General features: G+C 43.2%; 13 protein-coding genes. 12 read left to right on the forward strand and 1 reads right to left on the reverse strand.

Annotation, left to right across the window (positions count from 1 at the left end):
- Positions 1–532 precede the first annotated feature (532 nt).
- The 10 genes from BM265_RS19915 to BM265_RS00480 all read left to right on the forward strand — a co-directional run bounded on the left by BM265_RS19915 (position 533) and on the right by BM265_RS00480 (position 9,933).
- Positions 533–670 (forward strand): hypothetical protein, encoded by a 138-nt coding sequence (locus BM265_RS19915; protein ID WP_177219516.1) that lies wholly within the window; start codon positions 533–535, stop codon positions 668–670.
- A gap of 6 nt (positions 671–676) precedes the next feature.
- Positions 677–985 carry a hypothetical protein gene (locus BM265_RS00445; protein WP_074959524.1) on the forward strand — a complete coding sequence of 103 codons (309 nt, stop codon included), beginning with the start codon at positions 677–679 and terminating at the stop codon, positions 983–985.
- A gap of 5 nt (positions 986–990) precedes the next feature.
- Positions 991–1,635, forward strand: a complete 645-nt coding sequence (locus BM265_RS00450; protein WP_074959525.1) for a DarT1-associated NADAR antitoxin family protein — start codon at positions 991–993, stop codon at positions 1,633–1,635.
- Positions 1,636–1,662: 27 nt separating this feature from the next.
- A complete protein-coding gene (locus BM265_RS00455; protein WP_074959526.1) occupies positions 1,663–2,352 on the forward strand; it encodes a metallophosphoesterase in 690 nt (229 codons plus the stop codon).
- A gap of 66 nt (positions 2,353–2,418) precedes the next feature.
- A complete protein-coding gene (locus BM265_RS00460) occupies positions 2,419–3,912 on the forward strand; it encodes a DUF2779 domain-containing protein (RefSeq protein WP_081358320.1) in 1,494 nt (497 codons plus the stop codon).
- Between the two features lie 420 nt (positions 3,913–4,332).
- Complete coding sequence (locus BM265_RS00465) at positions 4,333–5,370, forward strand: hypothetical protein (RefSeq protein WP_074959527.1); 1,038 nt, start codon at positions 4,333–4,335, stop codon at positions 5,368–5,370.
- The gene (locus tag BM265_RS00470) at positions 5,360–6,436 is read left to right on the forward strand and encodes a hypothetical protein (protein ID WP_074959528.1); all 1,077 of its coding nucleotides are present in this window, start codon (positions 5,360–5,362) and stop codon (positions 6,434–6,436) included. Before BM265_RS00465 ends, BM265_RS00470 begins: the two co-directional genes overlap by 11 nt.
- A 305-nt stretch (positions 6,437–6,741) precedes the next feature.
- Positions 6,742–7,119, forward strand: coding sequence for an IS3 family transposase (locus BM265_RS19640; protein ID WP_143098637.1), 378 nt, complete (start codon positions 6,742–6,744; stop codon positions 7,117–7,119).
- A complete protein-coding gene (locus tag BM265_RS21045) occupies positions 7,100–7,513 on the forward strand; it encodes an IS3 family transposase (protein ID WP_177219517.1) in 414 nt (137 codons plus the stop codon). Before BM265_RS19640 ends, BM265_RS21045 begins: the two co-directional genes overlap by 20 nt.
- Before the next feature lie 464 nt (positions 7,514–7,977).
- Positions 7,978–9,933 (forward strand): carbohydrate binding domain-containing protein, encoded by a 1,956-nt coding sequence (locus BM265_RS00480; protein WP_074959529.1) that lies wholly within the window; start codon positions 7,978–7,980, stop codon positions 9,931–9,933.
- Positions 9,934–10,208: 275 nt separating this feature from the next.
- On the opposite strand, the gene BM265_RS00485 is transcribed toward BM265_RS00480, so the two are convergent.
- Positions 10,209–12,836 (reverse strand): glycoside hydrolase family 48 protein, encoded by a 2,628-nt coding sequence (locus BM265_RS00485; RefSeq protein WP_074959530.1) that lies wholly within the window; start codon positions 12,834–12,836, stop codon positions 10,209–10,211.
- A 725-nt stretch (positions 12,837–13,561) separates the two neighbouring features.
- Here BM265_RS00485 and BM265_RS00490 point away from each other — a divergent pair.
- Positions 13,562–14,521, forward strand: a complete 960-nt coding sequence (locus BM265_RS00490; RefSeq protein WP_074959531.1) for an ABC transporter ATP-binding protein — start codon at positions 13,562–13,564, stop codon at positions 14,519–14,521.
- Between the two features lie 14 nt (positions 14,522–14,535).
- Positions 14,536–15,267 carry an ABC transporter permease gene (locus tag BM265_RS00495; protein ID WP_074959532.1) on the forward strand — a complete coding sequence of 244 codons (732 nt, stop codon included), beginning with the start codon at positions 14,536–14,538 and terminating at the stop codon, positions 15,265–15,267.
- Positions 15,268–15,281 lie beyond the last annotated feature (14 nt).

Below are 15,281 nucleotides of genomic sequence, written 5' to 3' on the forward strand. Positions count from 1 at the left end.
GAAATTGAGATTTGAGAAGGCTCATATAATGCACACTATAAGTCTTGCATATGGTTAATCGTAATCGCATTGATTTCGATTGGTTTCTGTATTCAGCATAGAAGTGGAAGAGCTAAATGAAACTAAACAATATTTTTTTACATCAAAAACAATTGACTTTATTGCTAATATTGTGGTATAATATGTTGAGAGTTTAAATTAATTTTTATTAAAACTATACAAAAAGGTTATACGCGTTAATATTTTGCTAAGTATACAAGCAGGAGGGCTACCAGTATGATTTCGATTCAGATTTCAAGCGATCCCTACAAGCGTAAGATCACCTACGACAGAGTAGACGGCGAACAGCTAATAGCAATAGATAGCAGTAATCCCGATACTCCGGAGAACTGATCCTCGTAGATGGAGAAAACACGGTTATCGTATTTCCCGACGGCTTTGAAGATAATTTCGATGCGTATTGCAAAGAGTACTATACTCTTTATGATACTGTATAAAAAGGCAGCGGACTTACAGGAGGGATACAATAGATATGAATGTTACCATATATTTCCGTGCAGAAGCAGAAACACTTATCGCAAATGGAGATTTTTCCAAAAACACGATGGTCATCAGCTTTTATGATCCTGCCATAAAGCATATCGACAAGAGCTACACCCATGTTGATTAGAGCGAAGTGTGTGATAAAGTCTATTACAGTGAGCTTGACGATCTTGATGTGCTGGGCGACATGGGGTATGACTACGATACTTATTTCTCCGAAGCCAAAGATATGGATAGGTTTATTGTTGATGCATACAAAAGCAGCAGAGATATCATCTGCCAGTGTGAATACGGTCAAAGCAGAAGTGCGGGCAGTGCTGCTGCAATACGCGAGCACTTTTCGCATGACGGCATATGGGTGTTTGCAGATTTTAAGCGGTATCCTAATCAGTTGGTATTCAGGAAGCTGTATGATGCGCTGGAAAATATTGATCTGAGGTGAAAATTATGGCAAAAAGACCTGTTTTTTATGCGGATGGAAATGCAGTAAAATGTGTAGATATCGAATTTCAGTGGTTTTCGGGTTTTGCGGTAAGTCAGAAGCGAAAGAGTATAGCCGCACTTCATGAGGCTATAAAAGTTGAATATCCGGGTGCCGAACCTCTGGAAATAAGCACCAAAGGAGAAATACCGCTCGGCAATAAGCTGAGTGCGTTCAACCTGAAACTGGATGGATATTATCTTGAAAATGTATTCCAGTCATCTAAGGTTTTTGACGATGACAACAGTCCCCACCGTGAGTGGCTTGAACTTCACCCGAAAGAGGCAAAGAGAGAAGCAGGAAAACTTCACGAGAGCCATAAACTGCTGGGTTTCAGGTATGACGGTACAGATTATCCATTAGAGCCAAAGACCGTATTCTACGACCATATCTATTACAAAGCCGTCAGGCAGAGCCTTACTTTGGAAGAATTATCTCAGCTGAAAAACTACACCCATTTTACGGATATAGAGTTTTCTCCCAAAAGAAGTATAAATACGCAGGCACGCTCGGCAGTGCTTATCAAGCTGATATTTGATAAATTCGGTGAACTGCCGGATATGACAGCGGAGGAGTTTATCAGTATCCATAAAAGATTTCTGCACGATTAAAGATGTCAAGCTATACGAGGTGAAAAAATGATATATCTGACGGGGGATACTCACTGTGGTTTAGATATGGGAAAGCTCAGCACGGAGCAGCTAAAAAAGCAGGGCATAGAACTGACTGAGAATGATCATCTTATCATAACTGGAGATTTCGGATTTCCGTTTTTGCCGAGTGATATATCCGAATATGAAGCTTCAAATGGCAGGGAGGGTGAATACAGTTACCGTATAAAGTATCTGAAAGAAAGACCGTACTCGATACTTTTTATCGAAGGCAACCATGATAATCACGACTGGTGGAGCAGACAGGAAGTTACCGATATGTTCGGCGGGAAGGTACAGATACATCCTCACGCTACGAATGTCATACATCTTATGCGTGGTGAAATGTATAAGATAGAAGATAGATCGTTCTTCACTTTCGGTGGTGCAATGAGCGTGGACAAGCCTTTTCGGACAGAGGGGGTCAGCCGGTGGAGCGGTGAAGAAGCAAGCAGCGAAGATATGCAGCACGCACGGGATGTTCTTGAAAAGAACGCTTATAAGGCGGACTACATCATAACCCATACTCTGCTGCAGAGCATCATCGCAGAAACACCGTTATTTTCACATAAGATGTGCAGATGCAAAACAGCAAGATTTCTTGATGAGATTCTTGAAAGAGTGACATATGATAAATGGTTCTGCGGACATTTCCATGTGGATATGACTATCCAGTAACACCGAATCAATGTATTGTATAATAGTATCGTTAGTATGAATGACTGATATAAAGGGGGTATATCCGTGTCGAAGATAACAGACCTCAGCAAATCAAAATACTGTAAGGGCATACAGTGTCCGAAGATCTTATGGCTTGATGCATATAAGCCCGAGGTGGGTGAGAACATTCTGTCGGAGAATGTTATAGCTAACGGCAATCTCGTGGGTGATCTGGCACGAAGCTATTTCAGAGATTATTATCTTGTGGATTTTTCTTACATAAAAACCGAGATGACTAAGAAAACACAGGAATTCATAAACGCAGGCGCTGAGAACATCGCAGAGGCAGCTTTTCTGTATGACGGACTTTACTGTGCAGTGGATATCCTCCATAAAAACGGTGACGGGTGGGATATAGTTGAGGTCAAAAGCTCGACCCACCTGACCGAAATTTACGTCGAGGATATGGCATTTCAGTATTATCTGCTGACGAAATGCGGGCTTAACATCAAGCGTGTTTTCAATATGCATCTAAACGGTGCCTATGTGCGCCATGGTGAACTTGATCTCAGTAAGCTTTTTGTTATGGAAGACTGTACCGATGTGGTGATCGCAAAGTGTGACAGTGTTGATCATAATATTGCCGATATACGCAGCTATGTATCCGTTACGGAAGAACCCGAGCGTGATATTGATCTCTACTGTGAAAAGCCGTATGAATGTGCCTATCGCAAGTACTGCGGTAAACATCTGCCGGAAAACTCGATATTTGATCTTGCGGGGATGTTTGCAAAAACCAAGTATAAGCATTATCATAACGGTATAATCACATACGAGGATATACTGGATAATGCCAAAGCTATAAAGCTGAATTCGAAGCACAGGCGGCAGGTGGAGAGTATTTTGTATGACAGACCGGATGAGATAAATACAGATAACATACAAGCTTTTCTCAATACCATAAGATATCCCGTATATCACCTGGACTTCGAGACATTCCAGCACGCTGTGCCCGAGTTTGACGAAGAGCGACCATACCAGCAGATACCATTCCAGTATTCGCTTCATATCGAACAGGTGGACGGCAGCCTTGAACATCGTGAGTTCCTTGGTAAAGAAGGCACAGATCCCAGGCGTGCTCTTGCGGAACAGCTGGTCTCGGATATCCCCATGGGAGTATGCTCACTGGCATATAATATGAGCTTTGAAAAGGGAGTTATCGAAAGACTTGCAAAACAGTTCCCCGATCTGTCTGAGCATCTTATGGATATCCATGACAATATGCATGATCTGATGATACCATTTAAGGATCAGGATTATTACAGCTCAGCCATGAATGGTTCGTATTCCATAAAGTATGTTCTGCCTGCACTATATCCCTATGATCCCGAGCTCGATTATCATAATCTCGACGGTGTCCACAATGGTTCAGAGGCTTCATATGCATTTGCGGATATGCCAAACCACACTCCAGAAGAGATAGAAGAGATACGCCAAAATCTGCTGAGATATTGCGGACTTGATACCTATGCAATGGTCAAGGTGCTGCGTAAACTCAGAGAAGCAGCAAACGAGTGATACGTAAGTTATAATGAATGCATCCGATATGGTTTGGATATGTCAGAAAAAAATCAGCCGACTCATTTGAGTTGGCTTTGATATTATATCGATTATATTCCGTGTGCAAAATTCTGCGCCGACGTTGTGTTATCATAATAAAAGAAGGAGATTATAAGATGAAGCGTTCGGTCTGCTTTACAGGACACAGGGAGATCTCGAAAAAAGGTAACACTTTTCAAAAGGCTTTTCGCTTGCCTTGAAAAGCTCATTACGATTGAAATTGTCACCGAATTTTACGCAGACGGTGCGGTAAGGATTGATACTATTGCTGCAATATGTGTGCTTTCGCTGCGTGAAAAGTACAAAGATATCTGCCTAGTGTCAAGTATTAACAAAGAAAGATAGTATGATTATAAATGTAAAAAATGGAGACAACCCATGATTTATGATTTTTTATCCTTTATCGACTCAAAGACGATAAGGGAATACATTAGAAAGACAGGCTATAAATTCACCCCTGCCGAGCAGGCGGTGATTATGGCAAACAGCTATAATAAGACAGTCGGTGAAAAGCTCGCCGCACTTGAATATCTCTATGCGAAATACACCGACAAAGATTTTGGTGAAGACAAGGTCGGTACGTTTTACGGTGAGTCGGAAATGACATTCCGTCAGAAGCTAAGGATCTATATCGACAGTGTAAAGGAATCGCTTGTGCTTAGAGAATCGGCGCAGGGGTATATCTTCATTGTCGCAGTGTGCGAAGAGGGCTATAGTTATTCCGATTGTGAGAAGATATATTTTTCATCATATCAGCAGGCATATGAATACCTGAAAGCAAAGAAAGAGTACTACGTCGATGAAATATCCGGCTGCATATGCGAGTATAGGATAACAGCTAAGCCAGAGGGCGAGAGATACTGTTACGATCACACATATGATAACGAGTTTCGTCTTGTAAGTGCCGATGCAGTTTTGCCGATAAATGATGAGCTGCCTGAGCTTGATATCTCGAAATACTATGTCTGGCTGCCTTTGCCGTTCAAAAAAGGCGACCTTGTCAGGATACGTTATGCAAATTCTTGGTGCTTTAAGAAGGAATACGCAGTCTTTTCGTGGGAGGAAGATGAAAAAGACGAGCGCTTTATAAGAAAGCGTGAACGCCACCGTAAACAAGGCGACTATACCGATATGTTCTACCCGCTTGACCATTTCATAGAAGAAAATGATTCATCTATCGGAGGAACGTTTAGTTACGACCATTATTATCCGCTTGACCTTGACTACCCCGAAATAAGCGAGCTTGACAATGTAAACTGCGGCACAAAATACCTCGCAATGGCGCTTGATGATAACAGCGGTTACAGTCTGAAAGAACTACTAAGTGACTATTCGTGGGGATATTTCAGATGCAGAGATCTTGACAAAGCAGATGAATATCTGCGCATAAGAGCAGGAGAACAAAATGGATTATGATTTTCTTTCATTTGTAGATTCAAAGGCGATAAGACGTCATATCAGATCGATCGGATATGAGTTTACCCCGGCAGAGCAGGCGGTAATTATAACAAGAAACAGGGACAAAACGCCCGAAGAAAAGATAGTCGCTCTTGAATATCTTTTTAAGACCTATGCAGATGATGAGTTCGGCGAAGAAATGGCAGGCGCTCCCTGGCAATGTACGGAAAATTCATTCCGGCAGAAGCTAAGAACTTATATCGACTGTATGAAGAAATCGCTCTCGCTCAGAGATGTATCGCAGGGCTATGTTTTTATAAAAACGATAAATGACGAAGACGATGATTTAGGCTGCCCGAACAAATACTTCCCGACATACAGAGATGCTTTTGAGGAGATAAAAAAGAATAAGAAATTCTATGAACCTGATCAGTTCTGCGAGTTTATAATATCGGCAGTTCCGTTAGTACCAAACGGGTGTATTCTGGGCTATGACCATATATATGACAAGAACCTCCGCCTTATCAGCGCCGACCCTGTGATAGAAGATAATAAACTGCGCGACGAGCTAAATATTTCGGGATATTTTGTGTGGATACCGCTGCCATTTAAAAAAGGTGATCTTGTAAAGGTGACCTACCGTGACGGGCAGAAGGTGCAAACAGAATACGGCGTGTTCACTGAGCCCGATGACGAAAGGCTCAAATTGTTTAATGATAACCTTGAGCAGTATCGCCATAAAGGAAGCCGGTACAGTATGCTCTATCCGATCGAGAGCTTTTCTGAGGAAGATGCAGAGCTAACAGGAGGTTATCTTAACAGCGGTGATTATCAGTCGCTTGACCTTGACTATCCTGAAATAGGTGAGCTTGACAATGTGACTTACGGCACGAAATATCTTGCCATGGCGCTTGATGATGACAGCGATTACAGTATGAAGGATCTGCTCTATGACTATTCGTGGGGAAATATTAAAAACAGGGATTGCTATGTAGATGCGGACAAGTATCTGCGTTTGAAAATTACAGAGCTTAATGAATTGTATCGTACTGTCCTCAATATGCATGAAGATGTAAGTGATTAACCGGGTATAACATATTCTGACACTAAACCGCTGGTTTAATTGACTTCTCCCGAAAACTATGGTATCATAAATATATAATGATCTGAAAACCATGGCGGCTTCAAAAGCTGGAAACAGCTTGTCAAAAAAGCACGTTACTATGGCAGGATAAGTATTGATATGGATGATACGGAAATACAGTGGTGCAGAAAAAAAACACATGATCTGACAAGTTCTGCACAAATTCGTATTATGAATGGGTTTGCTTTCCTTTTTATGGGGAACAATGGTCACGCAAGAACGTTGGTCACAGTAATAAAGGTTGCATGACAACCAGAGTGATTATTCCGCACTTTGGAAAACATCGATACGCAGCGAGAAAGCCTGCAAAGGATCTGGAGCTTTCCGAGCTGATAAGAGAATGCCAGGTTGAGACAAAGCAGACATATGGCTATCGCCGTGTTGCGATATGGCTGGAACGCAAAGGCGTCCATCACAACCCTAAGACCATACTACGTATAATGAATAAGTACAGCCTTCTCTCCGTTGTCAGACGAAGAAGATACTGCAATTACAGCCAGGCTCTGCACAGATATGACAATCTGCTCAACCGTGACTTTCATTCAGACAGAACTAATCAGAAGTGGGTGACACAAGACTTCTCAGGGATTTCTGTATCTCTCGGTGATCAGAGACCTTTATGACCGCAGCATAGTTGCATACAAGACTTCTACTGTTCAGAACATAAACCTTGTTCTGAATACCATAAAAGCGGCAAAGGCAAAAGAAAAGGTCACTGCAGAGCTGCAACTCCACAGTGACCAAGGGTTTCAATACACTTCACAACCGTATTTTAACCTAACTAAAGCATATCACATTACGCCGTCGATGTCAAGACGTGGGAACCCATATGACAATGCTTTAGCAGAAAACTTCTTTTCTATACTCAAAACCGAATGCATTTACAGAACTAAGATAAAGACTTTTGCAGAAGAAAAGCAGCTCATTGATGATTACATCTACTTTTACAATAACCAACGCATTCAACTCAAAACAAAACTGACTCCGCTTGAATTGCGAAGCCAGTTTGTTGCTTGATTCAATTATCATAGGGGCTTTTTTGTGCTGTACGCACAATGTGGGGCGGTTCACTTCGTTTGTGGAGTTTTTTATTTATATAATTTAATGCGGAGCATTTTTACATGTGATAATATATTTATATATTTATCTTAGAAATCAGAACGTGTTAATTGATTTAACTCAAATTGTATTTCTTAAAAATATCATAGTTTAATCATTGTATTGTAAATTATCTAATCAATTATTGCGGAGTACTAATCATAAATTGCGATGTAGAGAATTTGTTATTTACTTTTACTTAAATATATTGTATATTTACTATAAGGGATTGTTGAATCATGTAATTTATTATGAAATATGCCAAACATTGGAAGAGCAAATTTTAAACGTCTCTTTATCCCGGATAACTGTTCGGAAGGTTTGTTCTGTTTATTATTTTTATATAATTATTCGGGACTACAATTATAAAAGGAGTGATTATAGTGAAACTTTCAAAAATGAAGAGGGTACTCAGTGCAACTGTCGCACTTATGATGATCGGTGCTTCGTTACCGTTCAGCGCTAGTGCTGCCGGCAATGCTACACTTTATGGTGATGCTAACACCGACGGTGTTGTTGATATACATGATGCTATTCTAATTGCTCAGTATGTCAAGAATCCCAGTAAGACTTATATTTCCAAGCAGGGACTTGCTAATGCTGATGCATTCAACGTAGGCAGCGGTATTACTATAGATGATGTTAATTCTATACAGAAGTACCTTGCAGGTCTTATTTCACAACTTCCTGAGGAACCTTCCATTAATGTCCCTTCCCAGAATGCGCTTCTGAATTATGATTTCAATTCGGGTGTAGACTCATGGGCAGGCAGAGGTCCCGCATCTGTTACAGCTACCGATTATGCATATTACGGCACATCAGGCAAATCGCTATACGTTTCGGGCAGAACTGCTGAGTGGAACGGTGCGGCTGTTAGTCTCGGTTCTGATTTCAAGGCAGGTCAGACATACAGCATAAGCTGTGCGGCTCTTCAGACTTCCGGCAGATCCGCTGAGATACAGATTTCTCTGCAGCAGGGCGGCAGCAACGGAACCACTGCTGTATATTCTCACATAGCTTCTGCTACCTGCGAGAGCGGTGAGTGGACAAAGCTTGAGAATACTACATTTACTATCCCTGATAATGCAGGTGATATGACCCTTTATGTTGAAACAGTTCAGTCCACCGGCGACACTATGGACTTCTACATTGACGATATAGTTATTGCACCACAGGGAACTAAATCGTCTGTTCAGACAGGCGGAACAGGTAAAGTTCCCAGCACCGGCACTGGTACCGGTACAGAGGTTACGGTTGATCACTCCAAGTGGGATAACTATCAGGAGACTGCTTCCTATCAGTACATCAATTTCTACAAGAACTCCATAAAGCACATGGGCAATACTTACAGACTTACTCAGAAGCTTGCGGCTGCTGAGCAGGGCGCACCTTTGACAGTTGCTTATCTGGGCGGTTCTATCACTGAGGGTAAGAACTATACCACACCTTTCTCCAACTACCTGAAGAACACCTTTGCTAAGGGCGGTTTCACCGAGATCAATGCCGGTCTTTCCGGTACTTCTTCGGTTGTCGGCCTTGTAAGAAGTGAAGCACAGATAGTTTCTAAGAAGCCTGATATCATCTTCCTGGAATTCTCCGTAAACGACCATGAGGATATTATGTACAAGAAGTGCTTCGAGAGCTGCATCAAGAAGTTCCTGGATATGCCTAATGCACCCGCAGTAGGTATCATAATCACACGCTCCAAGGGAGGATTCTCCAGCCAGAATCAGATGTATCCTATAGGCAAGAACTTCGATATACCTGTTATCAGCATGGACGATGCTCTTACCAAGGCATTCAATAGCGGTTTCCTCAATACAGGCGATTACTACACTGACGAGTATCACCCTCATCAGAAGGGCGGACAGCTTGTTGCTGACTGTATGGCTTACTATGTTCGTCAGGCTATGAAGAGTGTAAACAGCTGCTCCGGTTATACTCAGCCTACCAGCTACGTATACGGTGCTGAGTACGCAAATACTGTTAATGTTGATCCCAAGAATCTGGATAACTTCAGTGCTGGTTCATGGTCTTCGGGTTCAGGTTACGGCAGCTCAGGTCTGACCTATTCGTACAATCTCAACGGTTGGAACCCCATGAAGTTCAAGACAAAGGGCAAGGGTCTGATAATCGTATTCAAGGCTAACAGCTCGGGTATGGGCAGCATAGATGTTACTGTTAACGGCAAGACCACTAAGATCAGCGGTAATAAGCAGTACACATGGGGCGGTCCTGATGCAGAACTTGGCTACTATCAGAACACATCAGGCGATCTTGATGTTTCTATCAGCGGCAGCGGTCAGTTCACCATCTGGGGCATAGGTCTCATAAAGTAATATTGATTTTAAAAGCTCCGACTTTATGGGTCGGAGCTTTTTTGTATGGGATAAGGCAAAGGAGAGGCTACGCTTTGAATTATTTATTTGCATCCTAAGTATGTATCGAGCCCGGAAAGCAGGGGATACAAGTATGATGCTATCTTCTGTGTTGAATGATAGATGTTTGTCGAGAGTAATTACATAGATTGTACCATAATAAAGAAAGAACCGAGATGACTATTGCCATCCCGGTTCTTATTATGCTTTTATGATGTACTAAGTTATCCTATGGATTACTTAACAGTAACAGTTATAGCATTCTTGATAGGATCAGTTGTATTCCACTTACCGTTAACTCTTGCAGCAACTGCTACCTTGTAGGTCATGCCGGGAGTCAGGTTCTTAGGAGTTACATAGCTGTTTGTAGTGATGTTGGAAGTCTGAACTCTCCACTTACCAGCCAGGTATACAGCGATGCCGTACTTGTCAGCGCCATCTACCTTGTCCCAAACGAACTGTACCTGATGATACTGAGAGTTGGTTATAGCTCTAACATTCTTGGGATAATCATCGCTAGGAACAGGAATAGGAACAGGCTTCAGATCAGGATACAGTGTAGCCATTACACCCATAGCCATCATGTCGTCGCCTGCGTGCCAGAATCTGTGGTAGTTCAGGTCAACGTTTGCAATGTTCTTGAACTTAGCAAGCTCTGCCTGACCCTCAGCGTCGGATGCAGAGTACTTGTTGCTCCACTTAGCGCCGGCAGCAACGTCCTTCTTGTATGCAGCTCTCAGCTCTTCAACAAGCTTTATGCACTCCTGAGAAGTCTCTGCACCTGCGCAGTTGCCGGTGTACATTGTACGGATGCTCTCGAATGTAGCACCATTCTGCAGCTTGTCGCCGTTAGGCATTGTTCCGTTGTAGCTCTCGGGGATATAAACTTCCTGGCTGAAGAAACGAGCCATAGAACCGTTGTGCTCAGTTCTGGACATACCAAGGTTATCACGACCCTTATCCCAAGCACGGTCGATGAGAGACTTAGCAAGGAACAGAGAAGCCTTAGGCAGAGCAGAATCCTTAGCAGTGTAGGTCTTGGTGCCAGCCTTAGCATTTGAAACGCCGTCGATCTTGTAGTTGAAGGAACCGCCAACAGAGCTTGCAGTCATACTGCTGATATCGCTAGCCTTAACGCCCTTAGCCTTAGCATAGTAAGTAAGAGTGTTTGCCAGAGAAGAGATACAACCAAGGTCAGTGTTGCCGTAGCCGGTGATCTTGCAGGTCAGGCCGCTGTTGCTTGTAGCAGAGCCGTTCCATGTATCAGGTGCACCGCTCCAATCAAGGTTGGAAGGCATATAGAAGTCGCCATCATCAGTGAGGATGGTGTTGTTAACGAACCATGCGCACCACTTGTCAAGGATCTGCTCCAGAGCAGCTTCCATGGTCATTCCGCCGGGTCTTACGCCGGTGTTGTCGCCATTCTGCTTAACCCAGTAATACAGTTCAGCAAGTCTCTGTACTGCCCATACCTGGTTACCAGTCCAGTGGTTGGAACCGGGGTCAGCATATACAGGATGCTCAACGTACATCATACCATAGAAGGTAGGTACGCCGGAAGGATAAGTAAGATAACGGCCCTTATAAGAGTTGGTAGCACCACCAGCGATAGGACCATTAGAGGACTGCAGCCACAGATAGAATTCCAGCTGTCTCTCCAGAGACTTGGTGTAATCCTGCTTAGCGCCGTCAGCCTTCATGTTCATGCTTGTCAGCAGGCCGTAAGCAGCCAGGGGGTTCTGATAGAACTCGTGAGCGTGCGAGCAGCCGATCTGCCAGCACCAGTTCTGACCTGTGCTCTTGAGAGCTCCGCCCCAAGAAGTGTACCAGTTCATCAGATAGTGCTTGGACTTGTCACCAGCGTTGCCGTTGGTCCAAGAAGTGTTAGTGGAGATCTCCTGATAGTACTTATCATACATATTGTTACGGAGTTCGTCACCCATCTCAGAAGCCTTAGCGGTGATAGAAGAATCAGCAACCTTCCACTGAATAGCGTCATATACACCCTGGATAGCTCTGTCTTCTGCGTCAGGAGCGTTGGTGTAAGCCCACTGATTTGTAACCTGGCTGTCCTTATTGAAGATACCCTTGATACCCTGCTGAGAGTTACCATACTTCTTCTCTTCTACGCAGGGGAAAGGAACTGTTTCCCAACAAGACTCCTGCTCACCACGCTGGAAGGTGTTGATGAATGTGAATTCAGTACCGGAACCGAAGCCATACCAGTTATCAACGTCGGCCAGCCAGTGCATCAGATACAGACCGCCATTGCCGTTTTTACCCTGATATACGCTTGTGAACTTGTTGAAAATGGGGTTTTCAGCAGTCTTGCTAGCCTCACCAGCCCAAGCGTTGGGGCACTGATCGGGAGTATCATACTCACCGCAGTACTGAGAGCTTACGCTGCTTGACTGCCAGAAGCTATCCTGTACATCAGGAATCATAACTTCCATTGTCTTCCATGCCTTAGCAAGGTCGTTAGTGGAAGCGCCGGAGAATTTCTCACCGGAATTCTTTACGATGTTATCGTGCATTGCTGCAACCCATACCAGATAAGACATAGCCTCGGAAGTTGTCTCGTGACCGTAGTCAGGAGCCTCAACGATCAGCTCTTCTCTTGCGTGGTAAGGAACACCGAAGGAACCAGAACCACCGTTGTTCTGTGACAGATAGCCGTTTGCCTGTCCGTTGGTGATTACATCATCATACATGGACATGAAACGCTGTGCATAGGTTGAATCGCCATACTTGTTTGCCTTAGTTCTTGCTGCAGATGCAGGAACTACGGTTGCTGCGATGACATTTGTTGTCATTGCTGCTGTAAGAATACTAGCAACAACAGCCTTTGTTTTCTTAGGAAGCATTTAATATTCCCCTCTCGTAGATAGTTGTGCCGGCAGTGTCTGCCGAGCATTGTTTGCAGGTCGTGCCTGCGCCATTCTTTACGGTAACAGTGGTACTGACCATTGTTAACCTCCATAAACAGTTAACCAGAAAAACTTTAACACCCGTGTGTTTTCTGCTGCCCACAAAAGTCACACAATAATATCACTGTTTCCACAAATTATTATACACGATATTTTTTATTTTTCAAGCTTTTTACTGCACTTAATCGATTAAAAACTTTATTTTCAGCGGTTTGCCTACCTAAAATAAACGGCATTTGTCTATTTTATCTAATATCTTGACTTTTCAATCTTTTTGGGGCACTTAATCGTTTAATAACAATTTTTCGGCGCTTTTAACAGCCAGTCCGAATGTTAATTATTTATTTTATCTGACAATTTCCGCAGAGTTTGAAATAACGGTTAATTTGATATGTCTAAACCTTGATAAAGTCAACTTTTATGAAGAATTTGAAAACAATACAAATCTGAGTACACTCTTCCTACTTTTTTTCGCCTCTGTCAGTTAGGTTTATTAATTCTTACCAAGTGTTATTGGAATATACATATTTTGTACATTTCAAGTCCATCTTTATGTAGGATAATACTAATTAACGTGTGTTCGTGTAAAAAGGTGTACAGCGGCACATTGACAATCCGGTCTTTTTTGACCCATAATATGATGAGATGAAAGGAGCCTTTTAATGGTTGAAGTTAAAAACCTGACTAAGCACTACGGTCACGTTACAGCTGTAAATGATCTGAGCTTTGAGATCAGGGATAATGAGATCCTGGGATTTCTCGGACCCAATGGTGCGGGCAAATCCACCACGATGAATATCATCGCAGGCTATCTGCCATCTTCTGAAGGTACCGTGACCGTCTGCGGACACGATATTAAAGAGGATGCCAGAGCCGCAAAGAAATGTATAGGATATCTCCCCGAGATACCGCCCCTTTACCCCGATATGCGAGTTGAGGAGTATCTTCGCTACTGTGCTGGCATCAAGGGTATCCGCAGAGGTGAGATCAAAAAAGAGATCGAGAAGGCTATGGAGCGTCTTCAGCTTACTGATATGCGCCGTCGTCTGATCGTTAACCTTTCTAAAGGTTATAAACAGCGTGTCGGTCTGGCACAGGCTATAATCGGTGATCCTGATCTGTTGATACTCGATGAGCCTACAGTTGGTCTTGACCCGTCTCAGGTATCTGAGCTGCGTGATTTTATACGTGAGCTCGGTAAGGATCATTCGGTCATACTGTCCTCTCATATCCTCGGCGAGATAAGCGCTGTCTGCAACCGCGTTGTTATCATCAACAAGGGTGAGCTCTGTGCAGTGGATACTATTGATAATCTTGAACGCAAGGCTGCGGGTGAGACTATACTTAACCTGACTGTTGAGGGCGATCAGCTCGCTGCTTCCATGGTTCTTGATGGTATCAACGGTATAAGAGAGATCAAGGAAGTATTTGAAATGGGCGGAGATACATTCTTCTTCAAGATCAGTCTTGAGGACGAAAAAGTCCGTCAGGGTATCATGTCTGCTATGGTCGAAAACGGCATAAGCATAGTTGAGATGTCTATGGACAAACCCGATCTTGAAAAGGTATTCCTCGATCTCACACGCAAAAAGGGCAGCCATAAAAAATCCGACAATAAGTAAAAGGAGTGTGCAAAATGTTTTCTTTATATAAAAAGGAGATCCAGTCGTTCTTTTACTCGCCGTTTGCTTACGTGCTGTCGGCTTTGTTCATGCTGATCTTCGGATTCGCTTTCGTTGGTAGGATCGTAAATATGGAGACCAGTGTGTTCCAGTTCTCCTTCCCTGATATGTTCTATAACAATTTCTTCTATTTTATATTCATCATACCGCTTCTGACCATGCGTTCATTTGCTGATGAGCGCCGCGGCGGTACGGAAGTTCAGCTGCTTACCAGCCCGCTGACCATTCCGCAGATTGTTCTTGCGAAGTTCTTTTCTATAGTAACAGTATTTATATTTATGCTGGTTCTTTCTCTGTTCTTCCCGATCTACGTTTCTTTCCACGGAACTGTTATATGGCCTTCTCTTATATGCGGTTATGTGAGCTTTTTCCTGTGGGGAACTACCTGCATCGCTATTGGTATGCTGATTTCTGCTATGCAGAGCAGCTCCATCATCGCTGCGATAATCGGTGAGATAATCATGGAAGGCTTCCTGACCCTGGATCTGATCGGTGCATCTAAGATGATCGAGAGCAACCCTCGTCTTAATTCTGTTGTTACATGGTTCTCCATGCAGCGCCGCTTTGTATTCATCGCACAGGGTATGTTCCGTCTTGAAGATCTTGTATTCTTCCTGAGCCTGACCGCTATGGTGCTCTTCTGGATCGTACTTTACATCGAAAAGCGCCGCCGCAGCCATAACTGATTGGAGGGAATGAT

Origin of the sequence: Hominimerdicola alba, assembly GCF_900112155.1 — a bacterium.
GTDB lineage: Bacteria > Bacillota > Clostridia > Oscillospirales > Ruminococcaceae > Hominimerdicola > Hominimerdicola alba_D.